At 73.9% G+C, this 24,158-nt stretch carries 26 protein-coding genes; 14 read left to right on the forward strand and 12 right to left on the reverse strand.

Annotated elements, in window-relative coordinates:
* Nucleotides 1–172: 172 nt before the first annotated feature.
* The gene (locus J4E96_RS05155; protein WP_227424706.1) at nt 173–415 is read right to left on the reverse strand and encodes a hypothetical protein; all 243 of its coding nucleotides are present in this window, start codon (nt 413–415) and stop codon (nt 173–175) included.
* A gap of 31 nt (nt 416–446) precedes the next feature.
* Between J4E96_RS05155 and J4E96_RS05160 the strand changes: the two genes are divergently transcribed.
* Nucleotides 447–749 (forward strand): hypothetical protein, encoded by a 303-nt coding sequence (locus J4E96_RS05160; RefSeq protein WP_227424707.1) that lies wholly within the window; start codon nt 447–449, stop codon nt 747–749.
* Nucleotides 750–1,001: 252 nt separating this feature from the next.
* On the opposite strand, the gene J4E96_RS05165 is transcribed toward J4E96_RS05160, so the two are convergent.
* Nucleotides 1,002–1,394, reverse strand: a complete 393-nt coding sequence (locus J4E96_RS05165; RefSeq protein WP_227424708.1) for a nitroreductase/quinone reductase family protein — start codon at nt 1,392–1,394, stop codon at nt 1,002–1,004.
* Between the two features lie 28 nt (nt 1,395–1,422).
* On the opposite strand from J4E96_RS05165, the gene J4E96_RS05170 reads away from it, so the two are divergent.
* The gene (locus tag J4E96_RS05170; RefSeq protein ID WP_227424709.1) at nt 1,423–1,815 is read left to right on the forward strand and encodes a hypothetical protein; all 393 of its coding nucleotides are present in this window, start codon (nt 1,423–1,425) and stop codon (nt 1,813–1,815) included.
* Between the two features lie 29 nt (nt 1,816–1,844).
* On the opposite strand, the gene J4E96_RS05175 is transcribed toward J4E96_RS05170, so the two are convergent.
* Nucleotides 1,845–2,555 (reverse strand): hypothetical protein, encoded by a 711-nt coding sequence (locus tag J4E96_RS05175; protein ID WP_227424710.1) that lies wholly within the window; start codon nt 2,553–2,555, stop codon nt 1,845–1,847.
* A gap of 304 nt (nt 2,556–2,859) precedes the next feature.
* Here J4E96_RS05175 and J4E96_RS05180 point away from each other — a divergent pair, with 304 nt between their 5' ends.
* Nucleotides 2,860–4,374, forward strand: coding sequence for an HNH endonuclease signature motif containing protein (locus J4E96_RS05180; RefSeq protein ID WP_227424711.1), 1,515 nt, complete (start codon nt 2,860–2,862; stop codon nt 4,372–4,374).
* Nucleotides 4,375–4,410: 36 nt separating this feature from the next.
* Here the strand turns inward: J4E96_RS05180 and J4E96_RS05185 are convergent, their stop codons facing one another.
* From J4E96_RS05185 to J4E96_RS05200, 4 genes are all read right to left on the reverse strand, one after another.
* Complete coding sequence (locus J4E96_RS05185) at nt 4,411–5,031, reverse strand: histidine phosphatase family protein (protein WP_227424712.1); 621 nt, start codon at nt 5,029–5,031, stop codon at nt 4,411–4,413.
* Between the two features lie 9 nt (nt 5,032–5,040).
* Nucleotides 5,041–5,400: a zinc ribbon domain-containing protein YjdM gene (locus tag J4E96_RS05190; RefSeq protein ID WP_227424713.1), complete on the reverse strand. Its 360-nt coding sequence runs from the start codon at nt 5,398–5,400 to the stop codon at nt 5,041–5,043.
* A 4-nt stretch (nt 5,401–5,404) separates the two neighbouring features.
* Entirely contained in the window at nt 5,405–5,824 is a 420-nt protein-coding gene (locus tag J4E96_RS05195; protein ID WP_227424714.1) for a hypothetical protein, read from the reverse strand.
* A 132-nt stretch (nt 5,825–5,956) separates the two neighbouring features.
* Nucleotides 5,957–8,191, reverse strand: a complete 2,235-nt coding sequence (locus J4E96_RS05200) for a putative bifunctional diguanylate cyclase/phosphodiesterase (RefSeq protein WP_227424715.1) — start codon at nt 8,189–8,191, stop codon at nt 5,957–5,959.
* 200 nt (nt 8,192–8,391) lie between these two features.
* Here J4E96_RS05200 and rlmC point away from each other — a divergent pair, with 200 nt between their 5' ends.
* Nucleotides 8,392–9,522, forward strand: a complete 1,131-nt coding sequence (rlmC, locus tag J4E96_RS05205; protein WP_227424716.1) for a 23S rRNA (uracil(747)-C(5))-methyltransferase RlmC — start codon at nt 8,392–8,394, stop codon at nt 9,520–9,522.
* A 15-nt stretch (nt 9,523–9,537) separates the two neighbouring features.
* Here the strand turns inward: rlmC and J4E96_RS05210 are convergent, their stop codons facing one another.
* Complete coding sequence (locus tag J4E96_RS05210; RefSeq protein ID WP_227424717.1) at nt 9,538–10,254, reverse strand: AIM24 family protein; 717 nt, start codon at nt 10,252–10,254, stop codon at nt 9,538–9,540.
* A gap of 135 nt (nt 10,255–10,389) precedes the next feature.
* On the opposite strand from J4E96_RS05210, the gene J4E96_RS05215 reads away from it, so the two are divergent.
* The 3 genes from J4E96_RS05215 (at nt 10,390) to J4E96_RS05225 (ending at nt 14,687) form a co-directional block, all read left to right on the forward strand.
* A complete protein-coding gene (locus tag J4E96_RS05215; RefSeq protein WP_227424718.1) occupies nt 10,390–11,778 on the forward strand; it encodes a wax ester/triacylglycerol synthase domain-containing protein in 1,389 nt (462 codons plus the stop codon).
* Nucleotides 11,779–11,906: 128 nt separating this feature from the next.
* Nucleotides 11,907–13,706 carry an AfsR/SARP family transcriptional regulator gene (locus J4E96_RS05220; protein ID WP_227424719.1) on the forward strand — a complete coding sequence of 600 codons (1,800 nt, stop codon included), beginning with the start codon at nt 11,907–11,909 and terminating at the stop codon, nt 13,704–13,706.
* A 129-nt stretch (nt 13,707–13,835) separates the two neighbouring features.
* Nucleotides 13,836–14,687 carry a class I SAM-dependent methyltransferase gene (locus J4E96_RS05225; RefSeq protein ID WP_227424720.1) on the forward strand — a complete coding sequence of 284 codons (852 nt, stop codon included), beginning with the start codon at nt 13,836–13,838 and terminating at the stop codon, nt 14,685–14,687.
* Nucleotides 14,688–14,738: 51 nt separating this feature from the next.
* Here the strand turns inward: J4E96_RS05225 and J4E96_RS05230 are convergent, their stop codons facing one another.
* The 3 genes from J4E96_RS05230 to J4E96_RS05240 are packed head-to-tail and all read right to left on the reverse strand — an operon-like array spanning nt 14,739 to nt 16,659.
* Nucleotides 14,739–15,602: a pentapeptide repeat-containing protein gene (locus J4E96_RS05230; RefSeq protein ID WP_227424721.1), complete on the reverse strand. Its 864-nt coding sequence runs from the start codon at nt 15,600–15,602 to the stop codon at nt 14,739–14,741.
* Between the two features lie 20 nt (nt 15,603–15,622).
* Nucleotides 15,623–16,108 (reverse strand): VOC family protein, encoded by a 486-nt coding sequence (locus J4E96_RS05235; protein WP_227424722.1) that lies wholly within the window; start codon nt 16,106–16,108, stop codon nt 15,623–15,625.
* Between the two features lie 56 nt (nt 16,109–16,164).
* Nucleotides 16,165–16,659 carry a MarR family winged helix-turn-helix transcriptional regulator gene (locus J4E96_RS05240; protein ID WP_227424723.1) on the reverse strand — a complete coding sequence of 165 codons (495 nt, stop codon included), beginning with the start codon at nt 16,657–16,659 and terminating at the stop codon, nt 16,165–16,167.
* Nucleotides 16,660–16,739: 80 nt separating this feature from the next.
* On the opposite strand from J4E96_RS05240, the gene J4E96_RS05245 reads away from it, so the two are divergent.
* From J4E96_RS05245 to J4E96_RS05255, 3 genes are all read left to right on the forward strand, one after another.
* Entirely contained in the window at nt 16,740–17,714 is a 975-nt protein-coding gene (locus J4E96_RS05245; protein WP_227424724.1) for an EamA family transporter, read from the forward strand.
* A gap of 95 nt (nt 17,715–17,809) precedes the next feature.
* Nucleotides 17,810–18,595: a GAF and ANTAR domain-containing protein gene (locus J4E96_RS05250; RefSeq protein WP_227424725.1), complete on the forward strand. Its 786-nt coding sequence runs from the start codon at nt 17,810–17,812 to the stop codon at nt 18,593–18,595.
* 191 nt (nt 18,596–18,786) lie between these two features.
* Nucleotides 18,787–19,167, forward strand: coding sequence for an ATP-binding protein (locus J4E96_RS05255; protein WP_227424726.1), 381 nt, complete (start codon nt 18,787–18,789; stop codon nt 19,165–19,167).
* An 8-nt stretch (nt 19,168–19,175) separates the two neighbouring features.
* Here the strand turns inward: J4E96_RS05255 and J4E96_RS05260 are convergent, their stop codons facing one another.
* Nucleotides 19,176–19,550: a GntR family transcriptional regulator gene (locus J4E96_RS05260; RefSeq protein ID WP_227424727.1), complete on the reverse strand. Its 375-nt coding sequence runs from the start codon at nt 19,548–19,550 to the stop codon at nt 19,176–19,178.
* 91 nt (nt 19,551–19,641) lie between these two features.
* On the opposite strand from J4E96_RS05260, the gene J4E96_RS05265 reads away from it, so the two are divergent.
* The 4 genes from J4E96_RS05265 (at nt 19,642) to J4E96_RS05280 (ending at nt 24,157) form a co-directional block, all read left to right on the forward strand.
* Entirely contained in the window at nt 19,642–20,820 is a 1,179-nt protein-coding gene (locus J4E96_RS05265) for an ROK family transcriptional regulator (protein ID WP_227424728.1), read from the forward strand.
* A gap of 105 nt (nt 20,821–20,925) precedes the next feature.
* A complete protein-coding gene (locus J4E96_RS05270) occupies nt 20,926–22,272 on the forward strand; it encodes an extracellular solute-binding protein (protein WP_227424729.1) in 1,347 nt (448 codons plus the stop codon).
* 5 nt (nt 22,273–22,277) lie between these two features.
* Nucleotides 22,278–23,219 carry a carbohydrate ABC transporter permease gene (locus tag J4E96_RS05275; RefSeq protein ID WP_227424730.1) on the forward strand — a complete coding sequence of 314 codons (942 nt, stop codon included), beginning with the start codon at nt 22,278–22,280 and terminating at the stop codon, nt 23,217–23,219.
* Nucleotides 23,216–24,157: a carbohydrate ABC transporter permease gene (locus J4E96_RS05280; protein ID WP_227424731.1), complete on the forward strand. Its 942-nt coding sequence runs from the start codon at nt 23,216–23,218 to the stop codon at nt 24,155–24,157. The genes J4E96_RS05275 and J4E96_RS05280 overlap by 4 nt, the downstream gene beginning before the upstream one ends.
* Nucleotide 24,158: the final 1 nt, after the last annotated feature.

A 24,158-nucleotide genomic window follows, 5' to 3' on the forward strand; every position in this document is an offset into this window, starting at 1 on the left:
AGGGTCTCGGTCCTGATCCTCGTCTCCACGTTCGAAACTCCCGTCGCTCGGTTCGAGCCTCCGGTGCGGCGCACCCGAGCACCCGCTCAGCGTCCTGTTCGACCGTGCTGGAGCGTCGGAGTCATCGGTGCGCCGCGCGATCGGGGCCGCGGGCGCGGGCTGCGGCCCGTCTCTACCCGCGGTGCGGCTCGAAGTTGAGGAGTTGCTGGGGCTGCACGTCGAGGTAGAGCTCGCCTCGCGGCCCGACCGGTACGCCCACGAAGATGCGGATGACGTTCATGTTCCGCCGAATGCCCTCGATCCTGAGGAAGTACTCCGCCTGCGCGAAGTCCATCGCGAACGGGAGGCCGACGTGCGAGTCGCTCAAGTCGCCAGCGCGGAGCGTGGTAGTGCTGTTGCCGACGTTGAGGACCATGACGTCACACTAGCCGTCGGGCTCTCGCGCGGTGCACCCGGACCGGTCGGTGTACGGGTACGCCGTGCTGGTCTCGGCCTGCGCGCCGTCGGCGAGCTCACCCGGGCCCGAGGAGGTCGATGCGCTGCTTCATGACAGGTACCAAGAGACCATCGGGGACGCGATCGGTGCCCTCCGGGATCCGTACGGGCCGGCGCTCGCGGCCGTGCTCGCGCACGAGGAGAACGACGCCGCGGGCGTCGAGGCCGTGGGGTTCGCGCCCGTCGACGTCGCGAACGCCTACCTTGGCGCGGTCGCGGCGGCCCTGACCACGACTACCTCCCTCGCCGACTGAGACCGCCCAGGGGCGAGCGCGGAGGCTCCGGGGTCCCCGGGTGCCAGCTCGGCGGGCTGTCCCCGCTACCCCCGGCGCCGGCCCGGCTGTGCGCGGTGCCGCACATCACCCGGTGGCGGAGCGCGCCGACCTCTGGTTGCTGCTCGGAGCCGGACAGCTCGTCATGGGCAACCCGTGGGCGGGCGGCTTGTGGATCCTCGGCGGCCTGGTGTGCGGGTCCAACTCAAACGCGAGCGCAGGCGCCGTCGACGCTCATGCGCCGTCGCTCACGATCGGGAGCTCGACGAAGTCGCCGCAGCGGATCGGCCAGCGCAGCAGGGCTCGCTGGGGCTGCGAGACGCGGGCGAGCCCATCGGCGCGAGCGAGCATCCGGGGCGCGCCGAGCGTGAGGATCTCGCCGCCCATCCGCAGCCGGCACCGCCCAGTCGTGCGGACGTTCTGGAGCCAGTGCACGTTCGGCCCGTGCGTCAGCGCGATGGTGACCGTCTCACCGCGGCGGAACGCCATCAGCGGTGTGTGGCGGACGGCGCCCGAGAGCCGCCCGACGTGCTCCAGGTCGACCATGGAGCCGCGGCCGGCGAGGCGGAGCGCCAGCGGGTTGACGGTTCGCTGGATGAGCCAGGCGACGCGCGGTGCGATCGGCATCGTGACCTCCACCTGGCACAGTGGGACCGTGACCGCCCCCGGAGCAGTGGTACCGAAGCGTAGCCACCCCCGAGCCGACGCGGCCGGGTGCGTGCTCGGCGTCTGGGTGGGGGTGCTTCTCGTCGCGCTCGCGGTGACGTTGGCCTACCCCGACCCTGGCCTGACGGGCTGCACGAGCGCGCAGGCGTGCCCGACGCCGACGACGTGGGCGATCCAGCTGCTGACCGTCACCTGGGCGCCGGCGATCCTCGCGATCCTCGCCCTCAGCGTGCTCTTCGTCGGGCGGACGCGGCGCCTCGCCGGCCCGTCGCGGCGCTCCGCCTGGTGGTGGGGCGCCGCGCTCGCGGGTCCGCCGGCACTGGCCGTCGCGGTGGCCGTCCTGGTCATCGTCGCCGGGGAGATGCCGAACAGCCTGGGCTGATCAGGCAGCGGCGCGCGCGCCGGCCCGGGCTAGGCGTCCTCGGTGAGGCAATCGAAGTTCGCGTCGGTGTCCTCGACCTCGACGTAGAACTCCGACGACAGTGGGCACGTGTCGGGATCGGTCACCCACGAGGCGACCTTGTAGGTGTGGTCGGCGCCGCAGGAGACCTCCTGGAGCATGCCGCCCTCGGAGTCGTTCCAGCAGCTGCCCGCCGCGCCGCCGATCTCGGTTGGGGCGAAGTACTGGAACAGGGCCGTGCCGCCGAGGCCAAGGCAGGCGACCGCGCCGACGCCGACGACGAGCTTCGCGAGCGACGACGGCGTGCCCCCGTACTCGTGGGCGGCCCGGTGCAGGCGCCACGCCCGCCAGAACAGGACCACGCCGAAGAGCACCCCGCCGGTCCAGATGACGCCGCCGCCGGACGACTGGGACGCGACGATCGACGATCCGGCGCCGATGACGAAGCACGCCACGCCGGCGCCGAACGTCAGCAGCGCCTGGCGCTGCGCGGTTGCGACCTCGGCGGCGTGCTCAGGGGCGACCGCGGGTCCGCCGAACGGCTCGGGGGCTGCGGAGAACGATGCCTCGCGCGCGACGACGGCGCCTTGCGGCGCTGCGGCGACGACCGCCCGTGGGTCCCACGGGGGCACCTGCGTGTTGAGGACCGCCATCGGCCGGCCGTCCTCGGACAGCCAGTAGTGCCAGTCCTCGGTCGGCAGCGGGGCCGCCTCGTTGGGCATCCACCCGGGCTCGGGAGCCCAGTCGGCGGGAGGCGTAGGCCAGCGTGGCGGGACGTGGAAGCGCACGGCGCTCTCCTCGGGTGTGGGGCGCGCGGGGTGCGCCGAGGTCCTGATCATGGCCGCCGCCCGGCCGGGATGTGGCTCGATTCCCCGGCAGACTGGGTGATTTCTGTTGGACCGCTGTGAGCTCCGGGCCGGCTCGATGCCTGATTCCACGGGTGAGTCGGTGCACCGGTTGCGGGTCTGTGCACAGGTCGGGTTTCGGGGTGGGGTGCGTGTGGGTGGTCCGTCCTAGTCTGTACACATGTTCGAAGCGAGCGATGACGAGGTAACGGGGGCCCCGGCGGGGGCCGGGCCGGCGGTCGCGGGCGCCACCTCGGTCTCAGTGGATGTGACGTTCGGGCTGTTGCTCGGGCGGGTGATGGCCGAGGCGGGGGCGGCGTTGGCGCAGGCCGCGGCCGCGGGGTCCTGCATAGCGGGGCCGATCGATCAAATCGCGTTGGCCGCCGCGTTGATGGACCAGGCGCCCGGCTCACCGCTGGTGGACCTGCTCGAGGGCCTGTGCCCGTCGGATGTGCATGACGCGGTGTTGATCGAGGCGATCGCCGCCTGGGAACGCGTCACCTCACTCGCTGCGGCGCGGCAAGGCGAGATGATCGCCGAGCTCGCCCGCCGCCGGGACGCGCAGCGGCTGTCGGAGTTCGTGGGTGACGAGGTCGCGTCGGTGCTGGTGATGACCCGGTCGGTGGCGGAGGCAAAGGTCAGCCTCGGGACCTCACTGGCGGCGTGGCCCGCGGTGAATGAGGCGCTCGCATCCGGGGTGATCGATCACCGCAAGGCCACCGCCCTGGTCGACGGCGTCGGGCACCTCGACGACGACGCCGCAGCCGCCGTCCTGGACAAGGTGCTGCCGGTCGCACCGGGATTGACGGTGCCGGCGTTGAAGGCGCGCCTGCGCAAGGTCGAGCTGACCGTGAACCCGGCCGCCGTCGCTGAGCGGCGCGCCCGCGACGCCGCGGACAGGTATGTGCGGGTCAGCCCGGCGCCGGGGGTGATGGCGTGGTTGACCGCGTACCTACCCGCCAAGGACGCGATGACCGTGTTCACCGCGATCGACGCGATCGCCGCGTCCGCCGACCCCGCCGACCCACGCGGGGTGGCGGCGCGGCGCGCGGACGCCCTGACCGACCTCTGCACCGACATCCTCGACAACGGCATCGCCCCCACGAGCGCGCTGCCGGGCGGAAGCTTGAAGACGGAGCAGGGGCGTCGCCCGCACCTGCAGGTGACCGCCGCCGCGACCACGTTGTTGGGGTTGGATGAGGTGCCCGGGGAGCTGGCCGGGTACGGGCCGATCCCGGCGGACCTGGTCCGGGCGATCGCGGCGGACGCGACGTGGCGGCGGATCTTCACCGACCCCGCCACCGGGTGTGTGACGGGGATCGGGCCGCGCGGGTACCGGCCCGGCGCCGACCTGACCGGAACCGTCCTGGCCCGAGACACAACGTGCACGTTCGTGGGGTGCCGGATGCCCGCGTGGCGGTGCGACCTGGACCACCGCGACCCCTACGACCACGACCACCCCGACCTCGGCGGGCAGACCTGCGCGGAGAACCTGCACTCGCTGTGTCGCCACCATCACCGGGCCAAGACCTACGGCGGCTGGCACCCCGACCTCGACGCCCGCACGGCCGACACGTGGTGGACCTCACCAACCAGACACCGCTACAAGCGACCGGCCACCGAGGTTAACCCTGACCCGCCGCCACCCGACCGGCCCTGGCTCCACGAACCCCAGCCCGACGACCCACCCTTCTGAACCGCGATCCACCCTTTTGGGCCGCGATCCGCCCTTCTAGCCGGGCGTGGCGACGGGCGCGGCCGGTGCGACACCGAGAGAGGTCACGATCCGGCGCCCGCCCGGGTGGATGTCGACCGTGGTGACGCTGGCGTTGGCGAGGGGCCGGACGGTGGGCACACCGATCGTGGCGAGGTACGCGAGGAGCGTGACCCCGTGGCTGACGACCAGGACCGGGCCGCCGCCGGCGTGCGCGGCCTCGATCGCGGCGAATGCGCTGCTCACCCGGTCGAGGTAGACGCCGCCCGGCTCGCCCCCGGGCAGCCCGGCGAACGTCCCGCGGAAGACGTCTCGGAACATCTCGAGCGGGTCGACGGCGGCGTAGAGCTCGATCTCCGGTCGGGCCTCGAAGTCGCCGAAGCTGAACTCGCGCAGGCCCGGGTTGGTCGCGAGCTCGATCAGTGGATGGTGCTCGAGGAGGCGTGCCGCGGTCGTGACCGCCCGTGGCGACGGGCTCGCGTACGCGGCGGTGAACGGCACGGCGCGCAGGTGCCGACCCGTCGCGGCGACGCCGGCGACGCCGTCGTCGGTCAGGGGCGAGTCGCACCAGCCCTGGAGCAGGCCAGCCTCGTTGTGGCGAGTCCGGCCATGACGCACCAGGTACAGGGTCAGGGGCATGGAGCCGCCTCAGACCTTCTTCACGACGGAGGACTTGAGCTGCATCGCGCCGAACCCGTCGATCTTGCAGTCGATGTTGTGGCCGTCGATCCCGTCGACGAGGCGGATGTTGCGCACCTTGGTGCCCGCCTTGATCTGGGTCGGGTTGCCCTTGAGCTTGAGGCTCTTGACGATGGTGACGGTGTCGCCGTCGGCCAGGACGTTGCCGACCGCGTCCTTGACGACGCCGTCCGGCTCCGCGCCGGGCTGCGTCGCGTCGTCGGGGCCGGCCACCCACTCGTGGGCGCACTCCGGGCAGACGAGCAGCTCGCCCATCTCGTAGGTGTACTCGCTCGAGCACTCGGGACAGGGCGGCAGGGGTGCGGTCACGCCCTCAGGGTACCGAGGTGGCCGTCCGGTCGGTGCGCGCGCGCAGACGGAGGGACGACTGCAGGAACATCGCGCCGATCAGCAGGCTGATGGCCGCGGACAGGATGAGCCACCCGTCGCCGTCCGCACGCGCGGCGACGGCGGTGCTGACCGCCTGCGCGCCGAACAGGGCCGCGAAGACGAAGCCGGACGTGGGCCGTGCCGTCATACGCCACCACGCGCGCGGCGGCGCGACCGGCTCGCCGTCGCCCCGGAACACTCGCACGGCGATGCCCACCGCCAGGACGCTGGCGACCAGACCGGCGGCGGACACCGCGGTCGTGCCCCACGCGATGCCGACGCTCAGCAGGCCGACGAAACCGGCGAAGTACCAGAGGACGACGTAGCCGATCTTGGTCGAGTCCTGCGTGACGCGAAGGGGCACAGCTGCTCCGAACCTGCGGTGGGCGACGGGCGGTGGGCGACGGGCGACGGGCGGCGGGCGACGGACGACGGGACGGGGACGACGGGATGTCGTGAGCGTAGGGGAGCGGGGCACGCCGCGCCCGGTGGCGCGCTACCCGATCCTCGGCGCGGCGCGCAGCGCGTGGACGTAGGCGGCCGCCGCGTCGGCCCCGAGCGGGCGGCTCAGGTAGTACCCCTGCGCCTCGTCGCAGCCGAGCCGCGTCACGGTCTCCAGCTGCTCGCGGGTCTCGACGCCCTCGACGACGGTGGTCGCGCCGATCGCGCGCGCGAGCCTGACGATGAGGTCCAGCATCTCCCCGTCGCCGGGCAGGCGGCGGGTGAAGGACTGGTCGATCTTGAGGATGTCGATCGGCAGGTCTCGCAGGTAGGCGAGCGAGCTGTACCCGGTGCCGAAGTCGTCGATCGCGACCCGCAGGCCGAGCACCCGCAGTGCGGCGAGCTGGCCCGTGCTGTGCTCGACGTCCGACATCAGCACGCTCTCGGTGATCTCGAGCTGGAGCGCGTCGGCGGGTAGCCCGGTGTCGGCCAGCGCGGCCACGACCCTGTCGACGCAGGCGGCCTCCGCGAGCTGGAGCGCCGAGAGGTTGACCGCGACGGTCAGCGGCCGGCCGGTCTCGTCCCGCCACGTGCGGACGGCCGCGCACGCGGCGCGCAGCACCTGGTCGCCGAGTGCGTGGATCAGGCCGAGGTCCTCCGCCAGCGGGATGAACACCGCCGGGGAGACGTCTCCGTGCCCCGGCCGGTGCCACCGCGCCAGGGCTTCGAACCCGACGACCGCGCCCGGACCCAGCTCACCGGCGTCGGCCGGCCCGGCGAGCGCGAGCACCGGCTGGTACGCGACCGTGATCTCGCCCTCGCTGACGGCCCGGCGCAGGGCGCCGTGCAGCTCGAACCGCTCGTGCGCGCTGGACCGGAGCCGGGGGTCGAAGACTGCGACCCCGTCGCGCCCGGCATCCTTCGCCTGGTACATCGCGACGTCGGCGTCGCGCAGCAGCTCCGTGGCGTCCTGCTCGCCGGGCAGGCAGATCGTGACCCCGACGGACAGCGTCGACGTGACGAGGCGCTCGCCGGCCCGGAGCGGTTCGCGCAGGACGGCGCACGCGCGCTCGCCGACTGCCACCGCCTCGGCCACGTCCGTGACCGAGGCGCACAGCACCGCGAACTCGTCGCCGCCCAGGCGGGCGAGGGTGTCGCCCGGCCGGATCACCGCCGCGAGCCGGTCGGCCGTCGCGCGCAGCAGGTCGTCCCCCGCTGCGTGGCCGAGCGAGTCGTTGATGACCTTGAACCGGTCGACGTCGCAGAACAGCACCGCCACCACGGCGCCCGTCCGCGTCGCCAGCGCGAGGGCGACCTCGAGCCGGTCGCGGAACAGCACCCGGTTCGGCAACCCCGTGAGGGCGTCGTGCGTGCCCGAGCGGTCGAGGGCACGCGCGGACTGGCGCTGATCGGTGATGTCGATGAGCGCGGCGCCGACGCCGATCGTCATCCCGCCGAGGCGCACGGGGAAGTAGCTGGACGTCCACTCGCGCCCGTCGGCGGTGAGCTCGACGCCGTCGACCGGCAGGCCAGAGCGCAGCACCCGCCGCAGGTTGAGCGCGAGGGCGGGTGTCGCGCGGGTGACCTCGGCCGCCGTCAGGCCGAGGTGCCCGGCGACGGGGAGCCCTGTCAGCGCGGCCATCGCGACGTTGAGCCGGCGGTACCGCAGGTCGGGGCCCCAGAACCCCAGCCCGACCGGCGCGGCGTCGACGAAGGTGTCGAGCAGCGCGAGCACCCGGTCCCGGTCCGCGACGGCGGCGCGGTACGCCGTCGCCGCGGCGTGGACGAACGCCGCGATGAGCCCGAGCGAGAAGGCGCGCACGAGCGCGACCGGCGCGGGTCCGTCCGCTGCGTCGAGCGGCACGAGCAGGAGGTAGACGACCGGCACGACGACGGCGACCAGCCGCCCGGCCCGCGGCGTGAGCACGAGGGGGTAGACGGCGACGACGACGAAGAACCACAGCAGAACGTAGCCGCTGCCCTCGTCGCCGAGGGCCATCAGGAGGTAGCCGAGCACGATGATCGTCGCGGCGCGCGCGGCGACGCTCGTCGGCGACCGCCACCCGCACAGCCCGGCGACGCCCAGTCCCGTCAGCACCGCCGCGGCGCCGGTGATCGGCGTGATCAGGCCGTCCGTGGCCTGGACCTGCACCGCGAGGGCGTGCACCGCGAGCGCGAGGCAGGTCAGCGGCTCGAGCCGCTCGAGCCGCTGGGGAACGCTCGGGCGGCGGGGGTCCGCCACCGCGCCCGCGGCCCGCCGTGCGCCCGTGTCGCGGGGCTGCGCTGACATGCATCGAGGCTACGCGCGGGGTCGGCACGGGCCCGGCGTGGTGAACCGGCGCAGACGGGGCGATTCCCGGGCAGAACGGGCCATAGCGTCCCGGTGGGGTCGTGCCCCACCTCGACTTCGGCCTCGACCTCCTCGACGCGGCCCGACCCGGCGCGAGCGCCACGGAGGTCCCCACCGGCCCCTGACGTACGCTCGCGCGCATGCACTGCTCCTACTTCACCGCGGAGCGCTGCCGCTCCTGCGCGCTGATGGAGCAGCCGTACGACGCCCAGCTCGCGGCCAAGCAGCGGCACCTCGAGCTTGCGCTCGGCGGCCGGCCGGGTCTGCACTGGCTGCCGCCGGTCGCGAGCGCCGAGTCGGGGTTCCGGAACAAGGCGAAGATGGTCGTCGGCGGCATTGCCGACGAGCCGACGCTCGGGATCCTGGACGCCGGCGGGCGCGGCGTCGACCTCAGCGCGTGCGGCCTGTACCCGGCCGGCCTGCAGGAGGCGTTCGGGCCGCTCGCCGCGTTCATCGCGCGAGCGGGGATCGTGCCGTACGACGTCCCGGCACGCCGCGGCGAGCTCAAGCACCTCATCGTCACCCGGTCGCCCGACGGCGAGCTCATGGTGCGGTTCGTCCTGCGATCGCAGGAGCCGGTCGCCCGGATCCGCAAGCACCTGGCCGCGCTGCGCGCCGACCTGCCGCGGCTCGCGGTCGCATCGGTCAACCTGCTCCCCGAGCACAAGGCCGTGCTGGAGGGGTCGCGCGAGATCCTGCTCACCGCGCAGGAGACCTTGCGCATGCGGGTCAACGGCATCGACCTGCACCTGCGACCGCAGAGCTTCTTCCAGACGAACACCGAGGTCGCCGCGGCGCTGTACCGGCAGGCGGCGGCCTGGGTGGCCGAGCGGTCGCCCGCGTCGGTCTGGGACCTGTACTGCGGCGTCGGCGGTTTCGCGCTGCACTGCGCCGAGCCGGGCCGCGACGTCGTCGGCATCGAGAGCAGCCGTGAGGCGATCGCCAGCGCGCAGTTGAGCGCGCGCGAGGCGCGCGTGCCGCGGGTGACGTTCCGCGCCGACGACGCCACGGCGTTCGCGCTCGGGGCGCGCGAGGCGCCCGCGCTCGTGATCGTCAACCCGCCGCGGCGCGGGCTGGGGCCTGAGCTCTGCCGCTGGCTCGAGGCGTCGTCGGTGCGGCACGTCATCTACTCCAGCTGCCACGCCGGCTCGCTCGCGCGTGACCTTGCGGCGATGCCGTCGCTCCGGCCGCGCCAGGCCCGGCTGCTCGACATGTTCCCGCAGACGGACCACTACGAGGCCCTCACGCTCCTCGAACGGACCTCCGGCTAGCCCCGGCTAGCCCCGTCAGCCGTTGAAGATCCCGCCGAGACCGCCGCCGCTGCTCTCTGTCCCGCCCTGAAGCACCGACTCGCTCGGCTGGACCAGCACGTACCCCTGGCCTCCGAACGCCATCTGGAACGTCTCCCCGCTGCCGCCGCGGAGCATCGACTTGAGGCCTCCGGTGTCGATCCGGATGTCCATCGTCACGCCGGCGGTCCACAGCACCACGGCCTGCGCATCGCCGAACGTCGGCGCCGTCGCGACGTCGAGGGCGACCGGCTCGCCCTCGGTCGTGATGGCGACGTAGCCCGTCCCGTGCAGGGACACGTTGTACAGGCCGCCGGTCATGGCCGCGCCGCGCGCGTGGATCCGGTTGATGTCCCAGCCGATCGAGGACGAGAAGGCGAGCACGTTGTTGCCGTTGACCGAGATGGAGTCGTTCTCCAGATACATGATCTGAACCTCCTCCGCCCGGTGCGCCACGAACAGCTCGCCCTGGCCCGAGCACTGCATCAGGTCGACGCCCTCGCCGGTGGCCGCCGACTTGAGCATCCGCCCGAGCCCGCCCGAACCCTTGTTCTCGAACTTGACGTCACCCTGGTAGGCGACCATCGAGCCCGATCGAGCCCACACCGGGCCAAAGCCCATCTGGATCTTGAGCAGCTTCTTGTTCTGGAGCGAGAACGGGTCCGGGGACGTGTTCTCCTGGAAGTCCGTGAACAGCGGGCCGTGGATAGTCATTGGCGATCGATCCCCTTGCACCTCGAGGTGGTGGCCGCACGAGTGGGCCCGATCGAAACCCTAGTCAGGTAGCGGCGGCCGTCGGCGCAGGTCACGGTGGTTCGGCGGGTTCCCCGCCGGCGCGATACTGGGCGCGTGCCCACGCGGATGAGCGTCTTCGACCTGGCCGAGCTCGCCGCGGACGTCGGGCCCAACCCCCGCACCATCGGCGTGCTGCTCGAGCTCGAGGGCCCGGCGCCGGACGTCGCCGCCGTGCGCGCCGTCGTCGGCGCCCGGCTGCCACTGGCGCCGCGGCTGACCCAGCGCCTGCGGCGGGTGCCTGCCGGGGCGGGCCGCCCGCTGTGGCAGCGGGTCGCGGTGGACCTGGACCACCACGTGCGCGCGCGGACCGCCGCGGCCGCCGACCTGCTCGAGGTCGCCGCGGCGATCCTTGCCGAGCCGCTCGACCCCGCGCGGCCGTGGTGGACGCTCACCGTGATCGACCTGCCCGCCCGGGGCAGCTCGGCGCTCGTGTGGTCGAGCCATCACGCGCTCGCCGACGGCCCCAGCGTGCTGCGCGCGGTGCTCGCGGTGCTGCAGGAGGGCACCGCCCCGGAGCCGCTTGCGGCGGGTCCGGCGGGTCCGGCGGGTCCGGCGGGTCCGGCGGGTCCGGCGGCGCCCGCGGACAGCGTTCCCGCGCGGCGGGCGCTGACGTTCGAGGCGTGGCGCGCGCGGGTCCCCGGCCGCGGCGCGGTCGCGGGCCTGCCGCGGCGGCTGCTCGAGCTGCGCGAGGTGCGGACCTCGACGGGGGTCCGGGTGCCCGCGTCACGGCTGAACCAGCCGATCACCGCCGGGTACACGCTCCGGGTCGTCGAGGTCGACCTCGCGCCGCTGGCCGGCGGGGCCCGCGCCTGCGGGGCCACGGTCAACGACGCCCTGCTGTGGGCGTGGGCGCGCGCGGTGCACCTGCAGCTGGCCGCGGCCGGGACCGCGCCGGCGCCCGTCGTCGTGTCGTGCCCGGTGACCGTCGCGTCGGCGGCGATCGAGAACCGGGTCGGCACCGTGCTCATCCCCGTCCCGGCCCCGGGGGAGTCGGCGGCGCAGGATCTGCGTGCGCTCGCGGCCGACACGCGGCGGCGCAAGGCCCGCATCACCGGCAGCTCCTGGTGGCTCGCCGCGCAGGTGTTTCGCGCCGTCGGCGCAGTGGGGCTGTACCGCACGCTCGTCGAGCGGCAGCGGTCGATCACCACGCTGCTGACGAACATGCGCGGGCCTGCCGAGGCGCCCCACGTGCTGGGTCGCCGGGTCACGCGCGCGGTGCCCATCGCGACACTGGTCGGCAACGTCGCGACGGTCGCCGCCGCGCTGTCCTGCGGCGGGCGGGTGGTCGTGACAGTGATGTGCGCCCCGCAGACCGCCGGGCTGGCCGGCCGGCTCGCCGCCGACGTCCGCGACGGGCTGGCCACGGTTGCCGGGCTCGCCGGGCCGTCCGGGCTCGCCGGGCCGCCCGAGCCCGCCGGGCCGCCCGGGCCTGCTGCGACCTGACCGCGCCGGCGTCGTCGTCACCCATCGGCACCCGAGGGCGCCCGTTGGCGCGGCGGCGGTGCGACGATGGCTGACGACGCGCGGGAACCGGCCGCGCCGCCGGTCGCGCTAGCACGCGGAGGTCGCCGATGGTCGCTCGGATCAATCTGCTGGGGTCGCCCTCGGTCGAGCGGGCGGGCCTGCCGGTCGCGCCGCCGCGCGGGAGCAAAGCGTGGGCCCTGCTCGCCTATCTCGCGCTCACCCCGGGAGCCGTACCGCGATCGCGGCTCATGGACCTGCTGTTCGAGGAGGCGGAGGACCCTGCCGCCGCGCTGCGGTGGAGCCTGTCCCAGGTGCGGCGGGCCCTCGCGGGCGCCGCCGAGGTCAGCGGCGACCCGCTCCGGTTCGCGCCGAACCCGGGCACGCTCGTCGACGTCGACGTCGTCGCGCACGGCTCCTGGGTCGAGGCGCTGCGCCTGCCCGGGTTCGGCGGTGGCCTGCTCGAGGGGGTGTCGCCGCGGGTCGGGCCGGCGTTCGAGCTCTGGCTCTCCACCGAGCGCCGCCGGGTCGCTGGCCAGACGACCGCGATCTGGCAGGAGGCCGCGCACAGCCGGCTCGCGCGCGGCGACGTCGCCGCCGCCGTCGACCTCGCCGGGCGCCTCGTCGCGGCCGACCCCCTCACCGAGCGCAGCCACGAGCTGCTCGTGCGCGCGCTCGTCGCCCGGGGTGACCGCGCCGCCGCGCTCGCGCGCGTGCACGAGTGCCGCGTGCTCTTCGCGCGCGAGCTGGGCATCGCGCCGTCGCCGGCGCTCGACGACGCCCTGCGCCGGCGCGGGGTAGCCGCGCCTCCGCGCACCGCGGCCGCCGTCGACGCCGCCATCGAGGGCGGGGCGGCGGCCGCGCACGTGGGTGCCTACGAGCGCGCGGTCGAGCTCCTGCGGTCGGCCGTCGACGGGGCCCGGGCGCGCGACGACGCCCCGCTGCTCGCCCGGTCGCTCGGGGAGCTCGGCGGGGTGCTCGTGCGCGGCGTGCGCGGGAGCGACGAGGAGGCGGTGTCCGTGCTGCACGAGGCCGTCGTGCTGGCGACGGACGGGGGAGACCGGGCCGTGGCGGCCCGGGCGGGGCTCGAGATCGGGCACGTCGAGCTGCTGCGGGCGCACTACCCGCGGATGGAGGTGTGGCTCGAGCGGGCCGCCGAGCTCGCCGGACCCGACCCGCGGGTGCTCGCGTGGGTCGGGGTGTACGCCGGGATCGGGCGGACCGACCAGGGGGACTACCCCCGGGCCGTCGCGACGCTGGAGGGCGCCGCCGACGCGGCGCGGTCGGCCGACGATCCGCGGGCCCTGGCCTACGCGCTCACGGCCATGGGCCGCCTCCGGCTGCTGCGGGGCGAGCTCGACGAGGCCGGGCGCTCGCTCGACCTGGCATGCTCGACCGCCGACGACCTGGCCTGGACCTCCTTCCTGCCGTTCCCGCGCGCGCTGCGCGCCGAGCTGACGATGCGGCGCGGCGACCTGGCGGCGGCCGCCGACGCGCTCGACGGGTCCTACGCGCTCGCTTGCCAGGTCGGCGACCCGTGCTGGGAGTCGTACTCGCTGCGCGGACGCGGCCTGCTCGCGGCCGCGACCGGCGACGACGCCCTCGCGCTCGAGCTCCTGATCGATGCCCCGGCGGCCTGCCGCCGCCAACGCGTCACCCACAACTGGGTGGAGGGCCACTGCCTCGACGCGCTGTGCCGGTTCGCGGTGCGGCGCGAGCTGGCGGGCGCCGCCGGGTGGGTCGACGAGCTCGAGGAGTTCGCCTCCCGGCGGGGGATGCGCGAGCTGGTCGCGCGCGCGGCGCTGCACCGCAGCGACCTCGGCCAGGCCGGCGCCGCGGAGCTCGCGGCGGTGCTGCTCGCCGGCCTCGACAACCCGGCGCTCGCGGCCGCAGCCGGGCTGCCCGCGTAGCGGGCCTGCGTCACACGAACGCGCACACGGCCGGGCGCGAGCATCGCCGATGAAGGAGCACGGGCGGGTCCCAGCATGGGCCAGCCCGCCGTGCGAGGCATCCACGCTGGTGTGACGAAGGAGATCGACATGACTGAGGTACTGGACGCGGTCGAGGCCGACCGCGCGTTGAAGGCCCGGCTCCGCGCGATGTGGGCACTGGGCGACTACCCGCAGCTCGCGGCCGACCTGATCGGGGGCCTCGGCCGCGCCCTGGTCGAGGCCAGCGGGACCCGAGCGGGCGACCGGGTGCTCGACGTGGCGGCCGGGGCGGGGAACGCGGCGATCCCGGCCGCGTTGACGGGCGCGACCGTGGTGGCGTCGGACCTGACTCCCGAGCTGTTCGAGGCCGGGCGGCGCCGCGCGGCGGAGCGCGGGGCCGCGGTGACCTGGCGCGAGGCCGACGCCGAGGCGCTGCCGTTCGCGGCCGGCGAGTTCGACCGGGTGCTGTCCTGCGTCGGGGTCATGTTCGCCCCGCACCACCAGGCGAGCGCCGACGAGCTGGTCCGGGTGTGTCGCCCCGGCGGCACGATCTCCCTGCTCAGCTGGACCCCGGGCGGGTTCATCGGGCAGATGTTCGCGGCGATGAAGCCCTACGCGCCGCCGCCGCCGCCCGGCGCGCAGCCCCCGCCGCTGTGGGGCGACGCCGAGCACGTGCGGGGACTCCTGGGCGACCGGGTCACGGACCTCGAGGTCCGCACGGCCAGCGTGCGGGTCGACCACTTCGCCGAGCCCGCGGCGTTCCGGGAGTACTTCAAGGCGCGCTACGGCCCGACCATCGCCGTGTACCGGGCGATCGCTGCCGATCCGGAGCGCGTCGCGGCGCTCGACCGCGACCTGGCGGCCCTTGCCGCCCGGCACGACCGGGGCGCGGGCACCGGCCGGATGGTGCTCGACTGGGAGTACCTGCTGGTGACGGCGCGGCGGGCGACCGGCGACTGAGCAGGTCAGGCCCGCGGGCGAGTGATCGGGCCCGGGTGATCGGGCGACTGATCAGGTCAGGCCTGCGGGCCAGTGCGCCGGCCGGGCGAGCCCGGGCGGCAGGACCGTCGCGGCGTCGCCCCGGGCGGCGTCCAGCTGGGACTGCCGCAGGAAGAGGGTCGTGCTCAGGTCCGCCCCGTCGAGGCAGGCGTCCCGCAGATCGGCACCCGTGACGTCCGCGAGCCGCAGGTCCGTCGCGGCGAGGTCGGCGCCGATGAGCAGGGCGCCGCGCAGGCTGGCCCCGCGCAGGTCGGCCCCGCGGAGCCGGGCGCCGGCGAGGTCGGCGCCGCGGTGGTCGATCAGCCGCGGCCCGGCCGCGGCCCGAGCGTGCGCGCTCGCGCGCACGAGCAGCGGGTTCACCGCCTGGCGTTGCGCGTCCACGTCGACGGCGGCGACGTCGGCGGGATCGCCCCGCGTCAGCGCCGTGATCGCCGCGAACGCGCGCTCGAGGTCGGCGCGCAGCCGGGCGTGCGCCGACCCCGTGGGCGCGAGCGGCAGGGCCTGCGTCAGGTACCAGAGCAGCTCGTGCAGGTCGCGCATCACGGGAAAGACGGTGAACATCTGCCGGGCGGTGGCAGGCGCCGACCGCCAGTCGTGCCCGCCGAACGTGACCTGGGAGACTTGCTGCCCCGCGCCGAAGCAGTCGTAGACCGTGCACCCCCGGAAGCCTCGCTCGCGCAGGCGGGTGTGGATCCCGCAGCGGAAGTCCCCGGCGAGGTGCAGGCAGGGCCGGCCAGCCGGCTTCGTGATCGCGAAGTCGGTCGAGGCGGTGAACGCGGGAACGACGCAGCACAGCGCGAAGCAGCTCGCGCAGTCGGCCCGCAGCTCCTGCGCGGGCGGGCCAGCGGCCGGCGCGGCTACGGGTTGCTCGGTCACGCAGCCCATTGTCCTCGCCGTCAGCCGGGTACGGCCCCGTTGCGCGCGGCGCGGAGCGCGGCGATGTCGAGTTTCTGCATCCCCAGCATGGCCTGCATCACCCGCTGGGACCGCTCCGGGTCCGGGTCGGCGAGCAGCTCGAACAGCACGGGCGGCACGATCTGCCAGGAGAGCCCGTACTTGTCCTTGAGCCAGCCGCACTGGCTCGGCTCGCCGCCGTCGCTCGTCAGTGCGTCCCACAGCCGGTCGATCTCGTCCTGGGTCGCCGCGGGGACGACGAACGAGATCGCCTCGGTGAACGGGAAGCGCGGGCCCCCGTTGAGTCCCTGGAGCTCGAGCCCGTCGAGCGTGAAGGACACCGACATCGCCGTGCCGGCGGGTTGCGGCGCGCCCTCCCCGTACCGGGAGACGCTGCGCACGCGCGAGTTCGGGAAGATCGACACGTAGAACTCGGCGGCCTCTTCGGCTTGGGAATCGAACCAGAGGAACGGGGTGATCGATTGCATCGCGGGGCCTCCGTACGCCGTTGTCATCGAAGCCTTTCGATCGTAGCGGCGCCCGGTCAGGACGCGCTGACGGCCCCGAGCAGCTCGCGCAGCAGGTCGTCGAGCTGCCGACGCCGGGCGGGCGCCAGGGCGGCGAGCATCCGGTCCTGCGCCGCGAGCCCGGCGACGACGGCGTCGTCGACGATCTCGCGGCCGCGGTCCGTCAGCGTGACCAGCAGGCCCCGCCGGTCGGTCGGCGCGGGCGACCGGGCGACGAGCCCCGCTCGCTCGAGCCGGTCGATCCGGCCCGTGAGACCGCCCGACGTGAGCATCAGCGACGCCGTGAGCGCCGACGGCGCGAGCGCGAACGGAGGGCCCGACCGGCGCAGGGTCGCGAGCACGTCGAAGTCGGCCCGGGTGATGCCGAACTGGCCGTAGGCGGCCGTCATCGCGTCTCCCGAGGCCCTCGCGATGCGGTAGATCCGGCCGAACACGCCCATCGACTCGGTCTTGAGTTCGGGGCGCTCGGTCGCCCACTGCTCGAGGATCCGGTCTACCCCGTCGTCAGCCATGCCCGAAGTCTTCCATGCACTCCTCCTTGACACTTGCTTGCAAGTAAGTATCTTACTACTAAGAGACCTTGGAGGCGGGGATGAACGCGACCGGACGCGGCTGGACGATCCTGGTGACGGGCCTGGGCCCGGCCGCCTGGGGGACGACCTATCTCGTGACGACCCAGTGGCTCCCGCCGGACCGGCCGCTGCTCGCGTCGGTGCTGCGCGCGCTCCCGGCGGGCCTGCTGCTCGTCGCGTGGGGGCGGCGGCTCCCGCACGGGACGTGGTGGCTGCGGGCGGCGGTGCTCGGGACGCTGAACATCGGCGTGTTCTTCGCGCTCCTGTTCTTCTCGGCCTACCGGCTGCCCGGCGGCGTCGCGGCGACGCTCGGGGCCGTCCAGCCGCTGATCGTGGCGGGGCTGTCCGCATTGATCCTGGGGGAGCGGCTCACGGTGCGGGCCGTCTGCGCCGGCATCGTCGGCGTCGTCGGCGTCGCGCTGCTCGTGCTGCGTGCGAGCGTCGGGCTCGACGCGCTCGGCCTGGCCGCCGGCCTGGCCGCCGCGGCGGCGATGGCGCTCGGCGTCGTGCTGACCAAGCGGTGGGGTCGGCCCGTCCCGCTCCTGGCCTTCACGGGCTGGCAGCTCACCTTCGGCGGGCTCGTGCTCGTGCCGATCCTCCTCGCGGTCGAGGGCCTGCCGGGCGCCGTGACCGCGGCGCAGGTCGCCGGGTTCGCCTACCTCGGCCTCGTCAACACCGCCTTCGGGTACGCGGTGTGGTTCCGCGGCATCGAGCGGTTGCCCGCCGCGAGCGTCTCCTTCCTCGGGCTGCTCAGCCCCGTCGTCGCGGCGACCGCGGGCTGGCTCGTGCTCGCGCAGTCGCTCTCCGGCTGGCAGCTCGTCGGGATGGGTCTCGCGCTCGGCGCCCTGGTCGCCGGGCAGCGGGGTACGGCCCGCCGCGATCCCCGCTCGGACGCCCGAGATTCACTCGTTCGTGGCACGACTACGCCGGGCTTGGGCCTGCGTCCTCCTGCCGTGATCGCTACGGTGAGCAGCGCGAACACCGGTCTGCCATAGTGACGACGTCGTCGGCCCCATCGATCCGCCCACCTCCGTGGCGTCCTGTCAGCGACATGCCGGCATCCGCACCGCGACCGGGGAAGGGGCGTTCCGTGACCGACGAGACTGCGTTCCCCCACCCGCGCCCCGAGAGCCCCGGGCCGGCCCCCGAGGCGGGCGAGTCGGGCTCGTCCGCGCTGGGCTCGCTCCTGCTGGAGACGGCCAGCATCGAGGCCTACCTGGAGGACTTCACGTCGCGGGCCGCCAGCTACCTGGGTGCCGGCACCCAGTGCGGCATCACGCTGCGCCACCTCGGGCGCGACCGGCGGGCCGCGAGCAGCGACGAGCGGGCCGCGCGGTGCGACGACGTCGAGGTCGCGACCGGAGCGGGGCCGTGCCTGACGGCGATGGACGAGCGGCGCACCCTGACCACCCGCGAGATCTGGCGCGACGACCGGTGGATCGCCTGGCGCGACGCGGCCGAGCTCGAGGGCTTTCGCTCCGCGGCCGCGGTGCCCGCCAGCGCGGGCGGCGGCACCGAGATCGCGCTCAACCTCTACTCGGAGCAGGCGGATCCCTGGGACCCGGAGCGGCTGGTGCGCGCTGCCATGTTCGCGGACCAGATCGCCCAGGTGATGGCGCTGTGCATCAGGATCGCCGAGCAGACCGTGATCAACGCCGACCTGACGGCGGCGATGGCGTCGCGATCGACGATCGATCAGGCGATCGGCATCATCATGGCGCAGAACCGGTGCTCGGCCGAGGACGCCTTCGCGATCCTCCGGCGCGCCTCCAGCCATCGCAACGTGAAGCTGCGCGTCGTGGCGGCGGCCGTGGTCCAGGGCATCACGGGAGTTGCCCCCGCAGCGGGGCAGTTCCGACCCCGGCACGAGAACTAGGTGCTGACCGGCTGGGGCGTTCGTCCCGGTCCGCGCTGTTTGCCCCCGGTTTCCGCCACTGTTTCACCCGGCGAGATCGGGCCAGACGCGTCCAGGGAGGTGCGTTGCTCCGTTCGGGTGACGATACTGGGAGGGCACGACGGACGGCCGCGCGCACGCGTCGGCCGACGCTCCCAGTCATGGGGTGAGGTGTGGAGTTGCAGCTCGTAGCCAAGCCTTCCGCCGCCCGGGCAGGGCGGCACTGGGTCATGCGTGCGGTCCGCTCCCAGGGCGTGCCGACCGAGGCGCTGGACGTCATCGAGCTGCTCACAGGCGAGCTGCTCGCCAACGCCGTGGTGCACGGCCCCGCGGCCGGGGGCATCCGGATCAGGACCTGGCGGTCGGGCCGCGTCGTGAGCGTCGCGGTCAGCGACGAGAGCTGCACGCGCCCGGTGGTCCGGGATCCCGCGCCGACGTCCGCCGGCGGCCGGGGCATGCTGCTGATCGACACCCTTGCGAGCGCCTGGGGGGTCGACGACGGCGGCCCGACCGGCAAGACCGTCTGGTTCAGCCTCGACGTCGGCGCGGCCTGACTCGTCCGCTAGCTCGCCGGACCCGGCCCCGCCGCGAGGGCCGTGCGCACCCAGCGCAGGCTCGCCTCGTCATCCAGCCCGAGCTCGCGCGCCCGGCGGACGTAGTCCTGCGCCGCCGCGAACGCCGCGCGGTCGGCCGCCTCGCCGGACTGCTCGACGATCGTCCCGTTGCGCCCGCCGGTCCGGACCGCGCCGGCCTGCTCGAGCTCGCGGTACGCGCGAGCGACCGTGTTGGGCGCGAGCCCGAGCTCCGCCGCGAGCCCGCGCACCGTCGGGAGCCGGGTGCCGGGGGCGAGGCTGCCGGCGTGGATCGCGTCCGCGAGCTGCGTCCGGATCTGGTCGTACGGCGCGACCGGCGAGCGCGGGTCGATCGTGATCCTCATGGTCGCAAGGGTGCCAGACCGCAGGTCACGGTGTGATCACGGTCACCCGGAGGCCTTGACGAGTATATGTAAGGAAGGTCTACTAACAAATGTGACCACCGTCGCCTTCCCGAGCAGCAGCACCGGCCGAGGGCTCGGTCGCGAGCTGCGGCCGACCTCGAAGGTCCTGCCCGGGCACGCCCGCGCGCACAACCGCTCGATGGTGCTGCAGCACCTGTTCCACTCCGGCCCGACCTCCCGCGCGGACCTGGCCCGCAGCACCTCGCTGACGCGGGTGACGGTCTCGGACCTCGTCTCGTCGCTGCTGGAAGAGGGGATCGTCGAGGAGCTGGGCACCCGGCCCGCGGGCCGGGTCGGCAAGCCCGCGACGCTCGTCGGGATGCGCACGGGCGACTTCCGGATCGTCGCGGTCGACCTCGCCGACGACGCGTGGATGCGCGGCGCGGTGCTCAGCCTGACGGGGGCCGTGGTGACCCGCCGCTCGGTCGCGCTCGAGGGGCGCACCGGCGCCGAGGCGCTCGAGGCGCTCGAGGACCTGTGCCGACTCCTGCTCGCTGCGGCCGACCGCCCGGTGATCGGCGTCGGCATCGGCTCGCCCGGGGTGATCGACTCGCTCGGGACCGTCGTCGAGGCGCCGAACCGGGGCTGGTACGACGTCCCGCTCGCGATGGACCTGACCGAGCGGCTCGGCGTCGCCACGCACGTGGCCAACGACGCGAACACCGCGGCGCTGGGCGAGTTCACCTTCGGCGGCGCGGGCGGATCCGGCCTTTTGGTCCTCACCGTCGGGCAGGGCGTGGGCGCGGGCATCGTCGTCGACGGCGCGCTCGTGCACGGCCACCGGCACGCGGCCGGCGAGATTGGCCACGTCACCGTCGTCGACGACGACGGCGCGGGCGGCCCGGCGCCGACGTGCGCCTGCGGGCGGCGGGGCTGCCTCGAGACGCTGCTGTCCGTCCCGGCGCTGCGCCGCCGGATCGCGGGCCTCGACCGGGACGCAGCCGACGCGGAGCTCGCGGCGGTCGGGCGGGTGCTGGGCATCGCCCTGGCTCCCGTCGTGGGTGCGCTGAACCTCTCCGAGGTGCTGTTCAGCGGCCCGCCGGAGCTGCTCGACGGCCCGCTGCGTGCGGCGGCGCTGCACACCATCCAGCAGCGCACCATGGCGGTCATCGGCGCGGAGCTGCAGATGCGGATGGCCTCGCTCGGCGAGGACGTGGCCCTGTTCGGGGCCGCGGTCCTCGTGCTGTCCGGTCAGCTCGGGGTCACGTGACGACCCCGAGCCGACCGCCTGCAAGTCGGAGTACCAGCACCGCGGCGACGCCGGCCGGCGTCACCTGAACCTGGGAGGGACCCCAACGTGAAGATTCTACGTTTCGTGGCCGTCGGAGCAGCGGCGACGCTCGCGCTCACCGCCTGCAGCTCATCGACCGACACGCCGGAGGGCGACGGCACCTCGGCCGGCGCCGTCGAGGCGGCGGACATCACCCTCTGGCTCGCGGGCGGTGACACCAACGACGATCTCCGGGCTTACCTGGTCGACACCTTCGCCGCCGAGAACCCCGGCTCGACGCTCACGATCGAGGAGCAGCCCTGGGGCGACCTCGACGCGAAGCTGACGACCGCCCTGCCGGACGCCAACAACACCCCGGACGTCGTCGAGGTCGGCAACACGCAGTCGCCCACGTACACCAACGTGGGCGCGTTCCTCGACATCAGCGACATGTACGACGAGCTCGGCGGCGACGACCTGCTGCAGTCCTTCGTCGCGGCGGGCGAGGTCGACGGCCTGAACTACACGTTGCCGTACTACTTCGGCTCGCGGTACATGTTCGTGCGCAAGGACGTCTGGGCCGAGGCGGGCCTCGAGATGCCGACGACGCTCGACGAGTTCAACTCGTCCGTCAAGGCCATCGCCGCCGCCAACCCGCGCGGCATCGACAACTTCTCCGGGTTCTTCCTCGGCGGCCAGGACTGGCGCAACGGGATCTCGTGGATCTTCGCCAACGGCGGCGACCTCGCGACGAAGGACGGCGACGAGTGGGTCTCGACGCTGTCCGACCCGAACTCGATCACGGGCCTCACGCAGCTCCAGGAGATCTACGAGAGCGCCTCGAACGCGCCGGCCGACGCCAAGGACGCGAGCCCCTGGCTCTACCTCAACGACACGGACGAGGCGATGGACGCCGACGGCGCGGTGACGGCGAGCACGTCGCTCGCGGCGGCGACGATCATGGCGCCGGGCTGGGCGCACTGGTCCATCGGCGACCTCGTGACCGGCGAGGACGGCAAGCCCGCACGCGAGTGGAACGACGCGACGTTCGGCGTCCTGGTGCTCCCGGGCGTCGACGGCGAGCCGGCCCCGGTCTTCGCGGGCGGCTCCAACATCGGGATCTCGGCGAAGAGCGAGCACCCCGAGCTGGCCAAGGCGCTGCTGCGGATCATCTTCTCGGACGAGTACCAGCAGCTGCTTGGCGGCGCGGGCCTCGGCCCGGCCAACCAGACCATGGTGTCGTCGCTCGGCGACGACCAGTTCGCGCAGGCGCTCATCGCGTCGGCGTCCAACTCGAAGCTCACCCCCGCGGCGCCCGGGTGGGCATCGGTCGAGAGCTCGAAGGTGCTCGAGGAGTTCTTCAGCAAGATCTCCACGGGCGGGGACGTGACCGCGCTCGCGCAGGAGTACGACGAGAAGATCACGCCGATGCTCAACGGCAACGCCGGATAGCCGTCGTGCCTGCGCTCACCCGCGCGGCCCCGCCGCCGCCGCCGCAGACGCGGCGGCGGCGGCGGCGGACCGTCGTTCCCTACGCGCTCGTCGCGGGCGCCGTCGCGATCCTGGTGCTCGCCATGGGCTACCCGCTCGGGTGGCAGGTGGTCACGTCGCTCAAGGAGTTCGGGCTCGAGCAGCAGTTCGGCCAGCCGGCCGAGTTCGTCGGGCTGCGCAACTACGCCGCGCTCGCGACGGACGGGTACCTGTGGACCGTCGTCGCGCGGTCCGTCGCGTTCTGCCTCGTCAATGCGGGGCTCACGCTCGCGGTCGGGATCGGGATCGCGCTGCTCATGAACGCCGTGGGCCGGTTCCCGCGACTCGTGCTGCAGATCTCGATGCTGCTCGCGTGGGCGATGCCCGTCGTCGCGGCCATGACGGTCTGGCGGTGGCTGTTCGACTGGCGCCGCGGCGTCGTGAACTGGCTGCTCGACGCGGCCGGCCTGCACGGCTTCAGCGGGCACAACTGGCTCGAGCGGCCGGCGTCGTTCTTCCTGGTCGCGACGATCATCGTCGTGTGGATGTCGGTGCCGTTCGTCGCGTTCTCGGTCTACGCCGGCCTCACCCAGGTCTCGGAGGAGGTGCTCGAGGCCGCGCAGCTCGACGGCGCCAGCGCGCGCCAGCAGCTCACCGGCATCATCCTGCCGATGATCCGCCCGGTGCTGTCGATCGTGCTGCTGCTGCAGCTGATCTGGGACCTGCGGGTGTTCGCGCAGATCAAAATGCTCCAGGACGCGGGCTCGACACCGAGCGAGACGAACCTGCTCGGCACCTACATCTACCAGCTCGGGACCGGCAGCTCGGACTTCGGCATGTCCTCGGCGGTGTCGATCTTCGTGCTCGTCCTCACGGTGGCGCTGAGCTCGTTCTACATCGCCGCCCTGCTGCGCGAGGAGGAGACATGAGCACGACCGCCGCCCCGGTGGCGCGCGCCGCAGGCCCCGCGGTCGGCGCGCGCGGCGCGAGTCCCGCGCGCGGCCGCCGCCGCGGCAGCCGCGGCAACCGACCCCGTGGGCACGGCACCCGGACGCTGCTGGGCGCCGTCGCCGTCGCCGTGGCGCTCGTGTGGGCGTTCCCGGTCTACTGGATGGTCAACTCCGCGCTGCTGTCGAACGTCCAGCTCCAGTCGCTCACCCCGACCTTCACGCCGTTCGGCGGCTCGCTCGACAATTTCACGGCCGTGATCAGCGGCTCGAGCTTCCTCACGGCGCTGCGCGTCAGCCTGTTGGTGAGCCTGGTCACCGTCGCGGCGGCGCTCGTCCTCGCGTTCTTGTCGGCCCTGGCCATCAGCCGGTTCCGGTTCCGCGGCCGGAAGTCGTTCATCGTGGCGGTCCTCGTGGTGCAGATGCTGCCCGCCGAGGGGCTGTTCATCGCGCAGTACAAGCTCGTGGGCAGCCTGAACCTCCTGAACACGGTGCTCGGCGTCTCGATCATCTACATCGCCGCCGTCGTGCCCTTCACCATCTGGATGCTGCGCGGCTTCGTCGCCGGCGTCCCGATCGAGCTCGAGGAGGCCGCGATGGTCGACGGGCTCGGCCGGACGCAGGCGTTCCTGCGGATCACGCTGCCGCTGCTCGCCCCCGGCCTCGTCGCGTCGGGCGTGTACGCGTTCCTGCAGGCCTGGAACGAGTTCACGGTCGCGCTCGTGCTCATGCAGACGGCCGACATGCAGACGCTGCCCATCTGGCTGCGCACCTTCCTGCAGTCCAGCGCGGCCCGGGAGACCGACTGGGGGCAGGTGATGGCGGCCTCGACCCTCATCGCCGTCCCCGTGATCGTCTTCTTCCTGCTGGTGCAGTCCCGGATGACCTCCGGCCTGGTCGCGGGCGCGGTGAAGGGCTGAC

This window comes from Pengzhenrongella sicca (genome assembly GCF_017569225.1).
Lineage (GTDB): Bacteria > Actinomycetota > Actinomycetes > Actinomycetales > Cellulomonadaceae > Pengzhenrongella > Pengzhenrongella sicca.